Source organism: Nostoc sp. FACHB-133, assembly GCF_014698055.1.
Classification (GTDB): Bacteria; Cyanobacteriota; Cyanobacteriia; order Cyanobacteriales; family Nostocaceae; genus Nostoc.
Genome location: NZ_JACJSH010000004.1, coordinates 145,909 through 160,052, shown reverse-complemented (window position 1 = coordinate 160,052; position 14,144 = coordinate 145,909). Strand labels below are relative to the sequence as shown.

Annotated in this window: 12 protein-coding genes; 5 read left to right on the top strand and 7 right to left on the bottom strand. The window is 39.9% G+C overall.

The features are described 5' to 3' along the window. Positions 1-131: 131 nt before the first annotated feature. Entirely contained in the window at positions 132-866 is a 735-nt protein-coding gene (locus H6G86_RS05245) for an SDR family oxidoreductase (protein ID WP_190933440.1), read from the bottom strand. Positions 867-1,028: 162 nt separating this feature from the next. Between H6G86_RS05245 and H6G86_RS05240 the strand changes: the two genes are divergently transcribed. Next, on the top strand, positions 1,029-1,964 hold the full coding sequence (locus H6G86_RS05240; RefSeq protein WP_190933522.1) for an AraC family transcriptional regulator: 936 nt from the start codon (positions 1,029-1,031) through the stop codon (positions 1,962-1,964). A 216-nt stretch (positions 1,965-2,180) separates the two neighbouring features. Next, complete coding sequence (locus H6G86_RS05235) at positions 2,181-2,807, top strand: PadR family transcriptional regulator (RefSeq protein WP_190933439.1); 627 nt, start codon at positions 2,181-2,183, stop codon at positions 2,805-2,807. Between the two features lie 51 nt (positions 2,808-2,858). Here the strand turns inward: H6G86_RS05235 and H6G86_RS05230 are convergent, their stop codons facing one another. After that, complete coding sequence (locus H6G86_RS05230; RefSeq protein WP_190933438.1) at positions 2,859-3,545, bottom strand: HAD family hydrolase; 687 nt, start codon at positions 3,543-3,545, stop codon at positions 2,859-2,861. Positions 3,546-4,013: 468 nt separating this feature from the next. On the opposite strand from H6G86_RS05230, the gene H6G86_RS05225 reads away from it, so the two are divergent. Next, positions 4,014-4,787 (top strand): glucosamine-6-phosphate deaminase, encoded by a 774-nt coding sequence (locus H6G86_RS05225; protein WP_190933437.1) that lies wholly within the window; start codon positions 4,014-4,016, stop codon positions 4,785-4,787. Between the two features lie 285 nt (positions 4,788-5,072). Next, on the top strand, positions 5,073-7,136 hold the full coding sequence (locus tag H6G86_RS05220) for a potassium channel family protein (RefSeq protein WP_190933436.1): 2,064 nt from the start codon (positions 5,073-5,075) through the stop codon (positions 7,134-7,136). Between the two features lie 111 nt (positions 7,137-7,247). Here the strand turns inward: H6G86_RS05220 and H6G86_RS40125 are convergent, their stop codons facing one another. The 5 genes from H6G86_RS40125 to H6G86_RS05195 form a co-directional block, all read right to left on the bottom strand. Beyond that, positions 7,248-7,904, bottom strand: coding sequence for a WGxxGxxG-CTERM domain-containing protein (locus tag H6G86_RS40125; protein ID WP_524538506.1), 657 nt, complete (start codon positions 7,902-7,904; stop codon positions 7,248-7,250). 1,010 nt (positions 7,905-8,914) lie between these two features. Next, positions 8,915-9,619 carry a DevA family ABC transporter ATP-binding protein gene (locus H6G86_RS05210; protein ID WP_179075255.1) on the bottom strand — a complete coding sequence of 235 codons (705 nt, stop codon included), beginning with the start codon at positions 9,617-9,619 and terminating at the stop codon, positions 8,915-8,917. A gap of 130 nt (positions 9,620-9,749) precedes the next feature. After that, positions 9,750-10,922 (bottom strand): ABC transporter permease DevC, encoded by a 1,173-nt coding sequence (devC, locus tag H6G86_RS05205; protein ID WP_190933434.1) that lies wholly within the window; start codon positions 10,920-10,922, stop codon positions 9,750-9,752. A gap of 150 nt (positions 10,923-11,072) precedes the next feature. After that, positions 11,073-12,278 (bottom strand): ABC exporter membrane fusion protein, encoded by a 1,206-nt coding sequence (locus tag H6G86_RS05200; RefSeq protein ID WP_190933433.1) that lies wholly within the window; start codon positions 12,276-12,278, stop codon positions 11,073-11,075. Positions 12,279-12,575: 297 nt separating this feature from the next. Continuing rightward, positions 12,576-12,899 (bottom strand): hypothetical protein, encoded by a 324-nt coding sequence (locus tag H6G86_RS05195; RefSeq protein ID WP_114080674.1) that lies wholly within the window; start codon positions 12,897-12,899, stop codon positions 12,576-12,578. 842 nt (positions 12,900-13,741) lie between these two features. Between H6G86_RS05195 and H6G86_RS05190 the strand changes: the two genes are divergently transcribed. Then, on the top strand, positions 13,742-14,008 hold the full coding sequence (locus H6G86_RS05190) for a hypothetical protein (RefSeq protein WP_190933521.1): 267 nt from the start codon (positions 13,742-13,744) through the stop codon (positions 14,006-14,008). Positions 14,009-14,144 lie beyond the last annotated feature (136 nt).

The following is a 14,144-nucleotide window of genomic DNA, read 5'->3' as shown; positions in this document are numbered from 1 at the left end:
GTATTTTATAACTGCTACTCTGGGCTGGGATAATTGCAGCGATCGCTGTTACCAAAAAAGGGAGTAGGGGAGAAGAGTTTTCCCCTCTGCCTATTTTCAATACCCAATACCTCTTCAATGCGCCCCCAGAGTTAGAATGCGCTTGCCGTCGGACGGACAATCACTTCATTGATATCAACATCATCCGGTTGGGATACGGCATATAAGACGGCTCTAGCGATCGCATCAGGAGTGAGCGCAGTTTTGCGGAGTTCTTTCAAGAAGCCTGTTGCTGATTCGTCTGTGATATCAGAGCCGAGTTCAGTTTCAACCACGCCAGGGGATATTATTGTGACGCGAATATTTCTCGATTCTTGACGTAATCCATCGGATATGGCCCAAACAGCAAATTTTGTTGCGGAATAAACCGCGCTGGTAGGCCCCACCATGTGTGCGGCGATGGAGGCGGTATTGATAAACTGTCCACCGCCTTGCGCTTCCATGATTGGTAAACCAGCAGCAATACCATTCAATACGCCGTGGATATTCACATTAATCATGTTGTCCCATTCCTCGACTTTCAAGGCATTCATTGGCGACAGGGGCATCACGCCTGCATTGTTGAAGATGACATCGACACGACCAAACTTATCTTTGGCGAAGTGAATGAACGCTTTCATATCCTCACGATTCGCAACATCCACCGCTTTGAATTCCGCTATGTAACCCTGGTTACGGATCTCCTCGATAATCTTTTCTAGCTTTTGGGTGCGCCGTGCCCCTAAAACGACTTTTGCACCATTTTTAGCGAGTAACTTAGCGGTGGCTTCACCAATACCGCTACTGGCTCCAGTGATCGCAATGACTTTATTTTCTACGTTTAACATGGTTATTTTTCCCTCTGTTGAGGTTTATTTAAATTTTGGATGTGTTCATCGTATGAGTAAGTGCAAAGGTTTGAAATACACAGACCTCGCGCTTTATTGCCTAATTCTCCAAATCGATGTTCTAAAATGCCTACAAGAGTATGATTAAATTAATCGAAGAATATTGTGACGATCAAAATCATCAACCAAGTCATAAACCAAAGTGCGATCGCTCATCAATGTCAAGAATTAGCAGCACTAGTCACTCGTCACACTGATGGCAAAGGGGACGGTTTTCATAAAACAGCTATTGAGCAGCTGGAATTTCAGCGAGAATCTTCTGCTTCCACCTCACTACAGGGTGTCTGCGAACCTATCCTTGCCATCCTTGTTCAGGGCAAAAAGGAAGCGTTGCTGGGTGAGGAAACCTATCGTTATAGCGCGGCTCAATATCTGGTAGTCTCGGTTGATTTGCCATTAAGTGCGTTTATCGTTGAGGCAACCCCAGAGCAACCCTATTTAGGATTCAAACTGAATCTAGATCCACGTCAACTCTGCGATATTATTACTGCTCAAACCAGTGTGATTGAGGAGAAGAATAACTCTGTCAGAGGCTTATTTGTCAGCACCGTCGATGCACCATTGCTCGATTGCGCTATGAGACTAACACGGCTTTTGGATACGCCCCAGGATATCCCGATCCTTGCACCGATGATTATCCGCGAAATCTATTATCGCCTTTTAATGGGTGAACAAGGCGAAGCTGTCCGTCAAATAGCGACATCTGGCAGCAATATGCAGCGCATCGCCGAGGTGATAAAACTCATCAAGGCTGATTTTACAAAGCCGATGCGGGTTGAAGAGCTAGCTGGGCAGGCAAGTATGTCTCCTTCATCTTTCCATCACCATTTCAAGAAAGTGACATCGATGAGTCCGCTTCAATATCAAAAGCAATTAAGACTGTTAGAAGCACGTCGTCTGATGCTTGCCGAAAACTCCGATGCGGCGAATGCTGCCTATCAGGTCGGTTATGAAAGCCCCTCACAGTTCAGCCGCGAATATTCCCGGATGTTCGGTGCGCCGCCGATCAGGGATATTGAACGTTTACGCACAGCCTAAGAGACGCGATAAATCGCCGTCTCTACAAGTGTTTTGGTCTTATCTGAACTGTATTGATAGCAGCGAGTCTTTTCCCTTGGCGCTAGCCTCTCCCTTTGGGAGCTTTGCGTTGGCACAATTGCTTACTTCATAAATCTTCATCAAAATTCTATTCCGATATATCGTGATATATTCCGATATATCGTATATTAGAGAAAGTTGATTTGAGATTGATTTATGTTTAGACACTTTCGCTCAAGCTTTGGTACACCTGCATGGGCAGGAGTTAACGAAGACGATTTCTTGCTTGTTAGGTCTTGGTTTGGGCATGGCAGGCATCATGGTAGAGATCGTGACAAACACTTTGGTAATGAAATGTTTGGTCGTGGTTGGGGAGATGAACATCGGACTCGTCGGGGTGACATCAAGTTCATCCTACTGGAATTGTTATCCGAGCATCCTAGTCATGGTTACGATCTGATTAAAGAGATGGAAACTCGTTATGGTGGTTTCCGTCGCCTCAGTCCTGGCTCAGTGTATCCAACACTCCAATTGCTGGAGGAAGGGGGTTATCTCAAGAGCGCCCAGGAAGGTGGCAAGCGGATTTACACGATTACCGATGAAGGTAGAAAATTATTGGCAGAACGTGCCCAACAAGAAACTTCTGATACTCCTTGGGATACCGTCAAAAGTTTCGTGACAGGTAAGCCCCAAGAGTTTATTGAATTGCGGAATGCTGCAACAGAATTAGCTGCTGTTGTAGTGCAGGTTGCTCGTAGTGGCAATGTGGAGCGAATAAATCGGGTGCGTGAGCTTTTAGAGCAAGTTAAACGGGAAATTTACGCGATTTTGGCTCAAAAATAAGTAGAGAGGCAAATTTTGCCTCTCTACTCTTAATATTCTCAGATTTTGCGTTTACGGGTTAGAAGCGATCGCACTTAAATCTGGCTCAATGAGTGAGTTAAGCAATGTCCACAACTGCAAATCAGTAAAATCTGGAATTGCCATAAATGCGCCGACTTCTTGTAAAACTAGCAAATCGTGGGTAGAAGCAATGCCAATAGTGCGGATATCTGCGCCCACTGCCGCCCGAATACCAGAGGGAGAGTCTTCTAATGCGATCGCTTCCTCTGCTGAAATCGCCAACTTATTCAGGGCGGCTTGGTAGGGTGCAGGGTCAGGTTTACCTGCAATACAATCATCCGCTAAAACAACTGTATGGAAAGCTTCTTTTATTCCCAATACCTCTAGCATAAATTCTGCATTTAATCTAGGTGCATTAGTTACTAATGCCCGCTTTAATTGATGTGTCTCCGTCCATGCTATTAGCTCAGAAAATCCATCCAATGGTTTAAGATTCGAGGCGAGTTTGCGGAAAAACGCCTCTTTTTCGTCTGCAAATTTCTGCCCTTCTGCGATTGATAATTGTGGCAAAATATCCTTAACAATTTCTGGATTTAAGCGTCCACTAATTCGGGATTTATAAAATGTTTCGTCAATTTCTATGCCATAATTTAGCAGCATTTCCTGCCAAGCTCGGTAGTGTATGGGGTCAGTATTGACAATAGTGCCGTCGAGGTCAAAGAGAATTGCAGCTAGCATGATTTTTTGGTAAAATGTAAATAATTGTTAACTTAATTTAAATAGTTTACATGGTTTTTTTGCCCTTATACAGCGCAAAAAGCGATAAATTAATCTGCTAAATTCTAAAATCTATACCGGATAAGCCATATCAGCAAAGAGGAAAGGGAGCAGGGGAGGAGAACCCCATAAATAAATTTAGGGGCTTTAAACCCTTGATTGCTGGGAAATTCCAGAATTCTTTCTCCCCCTGCCCCCAATACTACTCGGGTTTTGGATTTTGAACTCAGAATTGGGTTTGGGGAAAAGGTTAAAGGGGAAGGGTTAAAGGTTTTTTCTTTCCCTTTTCCCCTTCCCCTTTTCCCCTTAACCGACAAGTATTGCCCCTGCCCCTTACTCCCTGCTCCTCTCTCTGCCTCTTCGATCAAGGTAGACAGGTAGAGCTTCTCAAGAAAGTGCCGTATAATTGAAAACCTTCTGTGTAAGCAAATGCTAGCCGCTACAAACTTTTTTCGCGTTGATGATTTATTGGTGCAGATTTATAACTCTGAAGTCGAAATGGCCGAAGACGTTGCCGAAATCGCCCAAAAGCATTTACAGCAAGTTCTCAAACAACAGGATACAGCTGCTGTATTGTTAGCCACAGGTAACTCCCAACTCAAATTTCTCGATGCTTTGATTGCATTGGGTGGTGTAGATTGGTCACGGATTATTCTGTTCCACTTAGATGAATATTTGGGAATTACTGCTGACCATTCTGCGAGTTTCCGGCGCTATATGCGAGAACGTGTAGAGAAGCGGGTTGCTCCTAAAGTATTTCACTATATAGAAGGTGATACACTGCAACCAGTAAACGAGTGTGATCGCTACACCAAACTATTGCAAGCGCAACCAATAGACTTATGCTGTCTTGGTATTGGCGAAAATGGACATTTGGCTTTTAACGATCCAGCAGTAGCAAATTTTCAAGATCCTTACAGTATGAAACTAGTGAAGCTGGATACAGTGAACCGTCAGCAACAAGTAAGTACGGGTCAGTTTCCGAATCTAGAAACTGTCCCACAATATGCTTTTACTGTCACCATCTCGGCAATTTGTTCAGCTAAAAAAATTATCTGTCTGGCTCCAGAAAAACGTAAAGCAAATGTGGTAAAAAAAATGTTGCAAGGAGCTATAACTACAGATTGTCCGGCTTCTATTCTTCGTCAACAATCCCAAGCTACATTATTTTTGGACGTAAATTCTGCTAGTTTACTTTCTTAAACTTCTCTCAATTCTCGGAGGATATTATTGAGAAATAATCCCTTACATATAGCAGTCCTAAATCATTCGTGAAAATTACATCTCTCTTTCTTCTTTCCTCCCTTTGCGTCCTTGGCATCCTTGGCGGTTCGTTTCCTAATCTACATTTTTCACAACTAAAATAGGATTGCTATAGCCAGAAAACCTTTTTAGTTTTGCGAGTGAAGGGATACATGACCCGAAGGTAAGATATAATCCTACCAAACACGTACTGTTAGCAGTATTGACTGCTGCTATGAACAGAAAGTGCATCCCCCTCCTACCACCAATCCCAAAAAACCCCAAGACCTTTTCTTAGTATGCGGACTCCAAAGTTTAGGGCAGCATTGTGTTGCAGTCCTAAAGGAATATGATGTTAAAGTCAACGCCATTGACGATGTACAACTCGAACATTGGGAAGTCCCAGAAGTACCAAGCTTGTTAGAAAAATTAATCATCGGAGACTGCCGCCAGCCAAGTGTTTTAGAGCAGGCAGGTATAGGGAAATGTCGCTCAATACTTTTAGTCACAAGAAATGAGCGGATAAATATAGAAGCAGCGTTTGCAGCACGGCGACTTAATCCGCACGTTCGCCTGATTGTTCGTTCTGACAAACAAAACTTTAACAAACTCTTGTCCGAAAACTTAGGTAATTTTGTTGCCTTTGAGCCTACCCATCTCTCTGCTCATGCCTTTGCTTTAGCATCTCTCGGTTCTGAAGCAATCGGGTACTTCACCATAGAAGGACAACTATTGCAAGTAATCAAGCACCAAGTACAAGCGAAGGATAGCTGGTGCAATGGCAAGCCAGTACATAGACTCAATCTCACAACTCGCCGCATTTTGAGTCACACAACCGTTTCATCCGATCCCCTCAAAGAATTGTTTGGATGGAACCCAGAAGCAGAAGTGCAGCTAGGAGACACACTCGTTTACATTGATGTTGCATACGAACTGGCTTTTTCTGAGCAATATACAAATAAATCTCATGGCCAAAGTTGGCAGTGGCAAGAGTTTCTTCAAAGCATCACAGCGAAGAATCTTAAGCAAAAAATATTACAATTTTGGCAATCTTACTACCAAAGCCAAAATCAAATTCGGCGAATTGCAACAATTTATGGGATTACCGTACTTATTCTGTGGTTCGTTGGAATAATTCTTTACCGCTTGTATTATCCTGACATCTCCCTGCAAGAAGCTTTCTATGCAACAGCAGTGTTGCTCTTGGGAGGATACGGTGATTTATTTGGCGGTGTTGAGTTTAGATCGCAATCTGAACCTTCAGATCATATCCCTTGGTGGTTGCGGTTCTTTAGCCTGGGACTCACATTGACAGGTCAAGCTTTCGTGGGAGTATTATATGCACTGGTAACTGATGCTCTTGTCACTTCCAGATTCCAGTTTTTCAAGTCTCGTCCTCCCACACCACAACGCAACCATGTAGTGATTATTGGCTTAAATCGCTTGGGACAGAAAGTTGCTGCTCTTTTGCAAGAACTCAATCAGCCGTTAGTAGGAATTCATACTACCACTCTCGACCCAGGCACTTTACCAGATATACCCCTGATTATTGGCAATACTAGCGAAGCACTGGCTAAGGTGAATCTCTCCCGTGCTAAAAGCATCGTTTTAGTAGGGGACGATAATATGGAAAATCTGGAAATTGGTTTGATGGCTCATACAATAAACCCTGCCACAAGCTTGATTATTCGCTCTCAAGATCGCCATTTTAGTGATAATATCGCCCCTCTGTTTCCCTATGCCCAAGTTTTATGTGGCGCGGCTTTGTCGGCAGAAGTTTTTGCTTGTGCTGCCTTTGGGGAAAATGTTCTGAGCTTGTTTCACTTGAGCGAGCAAATAGTTATGGTGACGGAATACAAGATTGAAGAAGGTGATACCCTCAATGGGTTGCTTCTATCTGAAATCGCATCTGGCTACAGTGTTGTGCCGATTCTCTACCATAAATATCGGCGAGACAATTATTCCTTGATGCCCTGGTATGATGTTAAGCTTTATGCTGGCGATCGCTTGATTGTTTTAGCTACAAGCACTAGTTTACAGCGAATCGAATGGGGTGAAATGCTGCCTCGCCTTTGGCAGGTGAAGATCGAGAAAGCTTTGACTACAAATGCTGTTATGTATGGCGCTGAAGAAATCGTCTTGATTACGGGATGTAGTTTAGCTACTGCTAGGCAATGGATGAACAATTTGCCTGGAGTATTGCCAATACCACTTTATAAACATCAAGCTCAACGTCTGGTGCGGGCGCTAACAAAAATACAAGTTTTGGCAAATGTAATCTTCATTGGGCAAGGCAGTAGTTCGACTTGAGTAAACTGGGATGTAATTATAGGGGCACAATATATTGATATTGTGCCCCTACTGGTCTAATCTGAAGTTGACAAAAATAACTGCTTTACGCTTCCTACAGTGTGGTGAATACTATCTAGAACGAGTACCAGTTACTTCATTAGGATCGCTATAAGCCCGTACTTTATCACGATTACGAGCCAGACCTGCTAAACCGGCTAGACCAAGTAAACCTAACCAACCCCAATCGAAACCGCGATCTTCAGTTCTTTGGGAAGTTGTAACACCTGCGTTTCTGTTAGTACCTGTAGTGTCAGTACTTGAGCCAGTACCTGTTGTTCCAGCGCCTGTGGTATCAGTCCTTGAGCCAGTACCTGTTGTTCCAGTACCTGTGGTATCAGTACTTGAGCCAGTGCCTGTAGTTCCAGAACCTAAACCAGTACCTGAGCCAGTGCCTGTAGTTCCAGAACCTAAACCAGTACCTGAGCCAGTGCCTGTAGTTCCAGAACCTAAACCAGTACCTGAGCCAGTACCTGTTGTTCCAGTACCTGAGCCAGTACCTGTTGTTCCAGTACCTGAGCCAGTACCTGTTGTTCCAGTACCTGTTGTTCCAGAACCTAAACCAGTACCTGTAGTTCCAGTACCTGAACTACTGCCACTACTAGAACCTCCACTACCTGAGCCTCCGCTTTGGGCAAAAACAGAAGGAGGTAAGGATACAGAAGCGAAACTGATGGCAAAGGCAGCAGCTAGAACAGTTTTAGATAAATCAAAAGGCTTCATGGTCATAGTTCCGTTTATGTTTTAGATTTCTGTGGTTGATTGATGTTCAAAACTGATATTTTCTACTTAATCCAGTGCTAAGTTAGGTAACTTTTGACAACCAAGATAGATTCAGAAGTTTTTCACTTAGTTTGTGTTGGAAAAACTGAAAGCATTTGAAGCTCCCATAACACATAAATATTCGTCAGATTCAAACTAATTCATAATCAGTAATTACTTATTTATGATTAAGGAGCTACGGGCAAAGTCGTTTGCTCACAAAAAAGCAAGGAATAAAAATTAATCTTACTGATGTAAAAATAATATTTATATTCACTTGCGTTCTACTTTTTAATTACTTATTATGAATTGTTTTCTCATTCCTAATTAACATAACAGCTAGTTTTTTTTCGCACTTCTACCATGGGACTAAACCTACTTCTATCGTAGGCATTACTTTTACATTAATTAAATTTAGTCTGTGAACATGAAAAGAACGAAACGTTTTGCAGCTTACAATCCGATAAGCAGGACTCAAGATAATCACAATCTTCACACTGGATATATTTCCCTGGATTAGCACATCCACAGGCAGGGTTCACAAAACATTCAGAAGGATCTTGAGGTGTTCGAGATTTTTTGAATAGAAGGTATAAAGCTGCTTCTTTCAGACAAAAAATCAAATCTTTAAGCATAAATTTCTGTGCCAATCCTAATAAGTACAACGATTTTTGGATTTCTCGATGAATTTATCTTTTTATTTGTTTTTTAGTTATTTTTAGATAATTTTAAAGTTAAACAGCTAAATGCTCGCAAAAAATAAGAGTATATTTAAAAATACTCTACAATATTATTTCACCTGAGAACTTATAACTTCATACTCTAGATGTGTCTTATTATAGACTTAAGGAATATTGTTTCACTATAATAACTGATACAAATTCTTTACCCTGTAATTCTCTGCTGGATAATTGTACCAAAATTAAACTAAATTAGTATTCCTAAAGACATATTCAGATTTTACAGGTATTTAGTTATCATCCATTTGGTAGATGACAAACCTCTTTGACCAGATAACCATCTTCCATCTGAATTATGCGATCGGCAATATCTAAAATTCTGTTGTCGTGAGTGACCATTAAGATAGCACAATTTTGTTCTTTAGCTAGTTTCTGCATTAGGGTGACAACATCTCGGCCCGTTTTACTATCTAAAGCAGCTGTAGGCTCATCAGCTAAAACTAATTTTGGATGACTTACTAAAGCACGAGCAATTGCTACCCGTTGTTTTTGTCCCCCAGAGAGATCAGATGGGTAATAATTAACTCTATTCTCCAATTTAACGGCATTTAGTATAGCTTCTGATTTACTGCGAGCTTCCCATTCAGAAATATTTTTGTGTAATTCTAGCGACATTTGAACATTTTGTCTGGCTGTTAAGAAATCTAATAAGTTATGAGCTTGGAAAATATATCCAATGTGGCGGCGTACTTTAACTAATTGTTCGTTACTAGCTCCAGAAAGCTCTTGACCTAAAAATTTAAGGCTTCCCTCTTGGACAGACCTTAACCCACCAATTAAAGTTAATAAAGTTGTTTTTCCTGAACCTGATGGCCCAGTCATAATTACAATTTCTCCAAATTTTATATTAAAATTAATATCAAACAATATTTGACTTCGTACTTTTTTCTCGCCGAAGTAGTGATTTAGATCGCTAATATTCACAATAAACTTTGTTTTCATGATTTTCTCAGATATATATCATATTTGATTTTTGGAAAGCTAGGTACAACTCAAAGAGCTTTATTATCTATTACCTACCTATCGCAATTGCGCTGCGCGAATAGAAATCAAAGCGGGCTGCTATGTAAAATTAAAAAATATCTGCTGGATCTACATTTCGAAGTTTGTTTGTAGATAAGAATCCAGAAGTTAAGCACATTAAGGTTGCTGATATCAATACTATAATGGCTTTATCTGTACTCATAATAACTGGTAATTTAGTAGCATTTCTTGACACATCATATAAGGCTATAGATATAGCCAAACCTGGAATATAACCTAGAGATGCTAAGATTAAAGCTTGTTGAAAAACTACACTTAATAAGTATTTGTTTTTGAATCCCATTGCTTTTAAGGTTGCATATTCAGTTAAATGACTAGAAATATTACTATAAAGAATTTGATAAACAACGATCACACCAACAACAAACCCCATTAATACCATCAGATTAAACACAAATCCAATGGGTGTTCTAAGAGACCAATAGGATTTTTCTAAAGCAATAAAATCTTTGCGAGTAATCACTTTTACGTCTTTGGGTAGCTTGGCTGATAAATCTGCCAAAACTTTTTGGGGATTGGCATCAGGTTTGATTTTGATTAATCCTATATCTATCTTTTGTACTGGACGATCCTGAAATATTCGGAGGAAAGTTGAAGAACTAACGATTAAATTTCCATCGACTCCAAAGGAAGGGCCTAGCTTAAATAAGCCGCCAATTTTAACTTTGTAACCGACCAATCCACTGTAGCTAAATATTTCAACTTTGATAATTTTGCCTTTTTGAAAATCTTTAGCGATCGCTCCAAATTCGGGACGAGAATCGCGGTCAAATAAAACGACATTAGGAGTTCTAATTAAATCAAGTTTTTCTTCAATATTTGGAAATTTAAAAACTGATTTAACTGGGTCAAATCCCAGCACATACAATGGAAATTTTAAACCATTGTTGGGATTTTTAAATTTGGCAAATTGTACATATAAAGGGCTAACTGATTCTACACCATCGAAACCTAATACTTGATATAAATTTGAACGAAAAAAGCTCTGGTTTGATGTTAAAGATTTATATTGGGCACTAATTAAAAATAAGTCTCCTTCTAGATTCTTATGCAACTGCGTAGCACTGTCATAAAGAGCAGCTTGGAAACCAATTTGCATAAACATGAGAACTGCAACAAAAGCAATCCCAGCTAAAGCTACAAGAAAGCGAATTTTTTGTCTGGCTAGTTGTAACCAAGCTAAGGGAATATTGAGAATCATTTAGTAAACCTCAAGGATGAAAATTAGACTAAATTAAGAAAGAATGCTTTGTTTAAATCAAAGATTTTCTGTTAAAGCGTAGCCAATTACGAATTAGTATTAGGTAGGCTAAGGATGTTCAATGAGTTACCAAAGCTTTCTTGAGAAGTTCTAAATATCAATAATTACCTCTACCTGTAAATCAGTCAGACCAGCAACTCGCTGGTTATCTTGAAGATTATCAATACGAATTTTTACATCAACTATTTTGTTATCTGTGTCTGCTTGAGGGTTGTTATTAAAGATATTTTGTTTGCCAACTTGTAAACCAATATCTGTAACTTTTCCTCGTAATTTCCCTGGTAAAGCATCGCTAGTAATAATCGCCGACTGACCGATACGGACTTTTTTAATATCAGTTTCATAGACTTCTGCTACCACATACATCTGTTGTGTGCGACCTAAATCAGCTATTCCTGTAGTGCCGATAATTTCTCCAGGCCAAGTATTAATTTTCATGATTTGCCCGGTTATGGGCGATCGCACAATACTTAAATCCCACTCTGCCTTAGCCTGGTTAACTGAGGCTAATGCACTTTCAACATCAGCTTGTGCTGCTGCTATATCGGTAGGACGAACCTCAGCAATACTCTTGAGTCTGGCTTTGGCCTCGATTAACTGCTTTTGAAGAGTTTCTATAGTGCGCTTGAGAGAAGCTTTAGCTTCATTGAGTTGCTGTTGAACTGTATCGACTCGCAAACGTTTAGTATCTGCGTCGGAGGCTGAAATCGCACCATCTTTATATAACTGCTGATATCGCTGATTTTCGCTTTCAGCATTCCGCCAATCAGCCTCTAAGCGAGCGATCGTTGCTTCTTGAGCAGAAGTTTCTCCACGCAACTCAGCTTCTAAACGAGCAATGGTTGCTTTTTGTGCAGATATATCTCCAGCTTTTGCACCAGCTTTTACCTGGTTAAGACTAGCTTGAGCAACTAAGACTTGTTGTTGAGCTTTTTCTAAAGCTGCAAGACGAGGAAAGTAACTGTCAAGCATTGCAACTACTTGCCCCTGTCGCACTTTGTCTCCTTTGTTTACCATAAGTTTTGTTACCCTAACACCCCCTTGGGACTCTGGAGCCGATAGACGAATAACCTCTCCTTGAGGTTCTAAACGTCCTAATGCTGCAATAGTAGTTCTTTTAGGAGAACTACGTGGGGTAGCTATAGGCTGTACTTTCGAGGACAACTGAAATCGTGAAAAGGTATAGAAAGAGGCCGCACCAGTAGCTACAGTCATAGTAGTTGCTAATATAACTGGCCACCAAACTACAGGTTTAATGAATAGTTTGATGAATGACTGTTTTTGTTTTTGTACCATAATTACCTATTCCAAATTAGCGATGTCTGAGAACAAGGTCTTTCCAAATTATTCAGAAATAGCAGAGATAAAATTAGACCTTATATCATGCCAAGATAAACACTCTAATTCAGCTTGAAGCGGGTAAAAGTAACTATTTTGAATTAGTGAATTAAGCCCCCCTCTCGTGAAGGGGGGTTCGGGGGAGCTTCCAAAGCTAGATATTACTAACATCAATCATATTTATCCATCAATCCGTTAGTAAATCAACTCTGGATGAAGCCGTTTGGTACTTTATGTATCTAGTCAGAGGTAGCTTTATTTGTTAAGAACTGCCTCTTTTTTACTTTTAACGATCGCCAGATATTCGTTGCGAGTTCCATCTATGCGATAGTGATCGCAAATTTGGCAGAGTTTCAAGATATCCAATCGACTAAATACTTTTTGATGTTCGATGCCGTTGTCATTTCTCCACCGCCAGAAAGTTGTCCGATCAATGCGGCGATTACTTTCAGGCCATCTTCGTCGAGATAAAAAGTCTACCAGTTCATCTTCATAAAATGAGTAGCCTTTTGGTAGCTTCAGGAGTTCTTCTCTTAACTCAATTAGCGGGATGAGTGGATCTAGCTCAGATAGTCTCATGCCAGCAAACCCTTATATTTTCGTGACAGTCTAATTATGCAGAAGGCTTCATACAATACGGATCATTGCATTAAATCACATTGTCATACTGTGCGTTTATGAATGTATAGAGTGACCAGCAATCAGGTGAATTTATATTTAATTCTCCCTATTCATGTATCTCTCCATCTTCTTAAGCAAACAGTATTGAATTACATTATTTAATCACTTACGATAAACTGATTGATACTCAATTGCAATCTATATGCAACATTTGTGAATAGAAATAGCTAGCAATATCATCGATAAAATTCATGAGAAATAATTGCGATTTTTGATCACTTTTTAACACTGTTATGTCCTCGCTCTTACTCAGCATATCAAAATAACTCTTTACTTGATGAGGGGTCTGTTGTCCGCTAGTGTTTTTCATTCTTTAGATATAGTTACTAGTGGTTATTGTTACATTGCAGACAGAATTAATTCTTTAGGAATAAAAATCCTTAAAAAATATCTTATTGATTAATACATAATCTTTAAAAAAAATAAATCGACTTTTAGATAGATGTAAAAACTATAGCATTATCTCACGGTTACTTAGCTTATTTAATTGGCTATCATCTATATTTTTCAATAAGCAAATAAATTAATAAGAGGGTAATGTTGTTGATATTTTAATACTTTTTCTCAGTATTTTTTCGAGCAAGCTGTGATTGCTAAATTGAAGATATATGCAATTTGTATGCAATTCGAGTAATGTATTTTTGTTATGTGACATACTAATTGAAAAGAGTTCTAATAGTTATGTGAGTAACAGCGATCGCCCCCCAAAGACCCTAGATAAAATGAAACTACAGCGATTCATGCTCTCATTGCCAAGCTTTGATAACCAGCGACTGATTTTTCATGCAGCTCGCCAGACTCTTCGCAAAGCTGAGATGGCCCGCGTTGCCATGCGTGAATGGCTCAATCAACATGATTGTGAGCTAGAAGAGTGGAAAACAAAAAAAGCTTCTGAGCTGGGAATTAGTATTAGTAGGCTTGAGCAAAAGATATTAGCTGCTGCTCAAAACCAGGCGATAAGTAATAAGACAGATGACAGTTTTAATTCCGAGAATGATTCTGTATAAGTTTATATGTAGGTTCTGTTCTATTTACCCAATTGCAATCAGAAAATGCAGTTTTGTAAGCTGATTTTTAGGGTTCGCACTAATCATTAAAGTGCTTAGACAAGCCTAACTACAAACTTATTTACCCAGCAAATGT

Coding starts and splice junctions, on each gene's coding strand:
- H6G86_RS05245 (WP_190933440.1), bottom strand. CDS start 866: ATGTTAAACGTAGAAAATAAAGTCATTGCGATCACTGGAGCCAGTAGC.
- H6G86_RS05235 (WP_190933439.1), top strand. CDS start 2,181: ATGTTTAGACACTTTCGCTCAAGCTTTGGTACACCTGCATGGGCAGGA.
- H6G86_RS05230 (WP_190933438.1), bottom strand. CDS start 3,545: ATGCTAGCTGCAATTCTCTTTGACCTCGACGGCACTATTGTCAATACT.
- H6G86_RS05225 (WP_190933437.1), top strand. CDS start 4,014: ATGCTAGCCGCTACAAACTTTTTTCGCGTTGATGATTTATTGGTGCAG.
- H6G86_RS40125 (WP_524538506.1), bottom strand. CDS start 7,904: ATGACCATGAAGCCTTTTGATTTATCTAAAACTGTTCTAGCTGCTGCC.
- H6G86_RS05210 (WP_179075255.1), bottom strand. CDS start 9,619: ATGAAAACAAAGTTTATTGTGAATATTAGCGATCTAAATCACTACTTC.
- devC (WP_190933434.1), bottom strand. CDS start 10,922: ATGATTCTCAATATTCCCTTAGCTTGGTTACAACTAGCCAGACAAAAA.
- H6G86_RS05200 (WP_190933433.1), bottom strand. CDS start 12,278: ATGGTACAAAAACAAAAACAGTCATTCATCAAACTATTCATTAAACCT.
- H6G86_RS05195 (WP_114080674.1), bottom strand. CDS start 12,899: ATGAGACTATCTGAGCTAGATCCACTCATCCCGCTAATTGAGTTAAGA.
- H6G86_RS05190 (WP_190933521.1), top strand. CDS start 13,742: ATGCTCTCATTGCCAAGCTTTGATAACCAGCGACTGATTTTTCATGCA.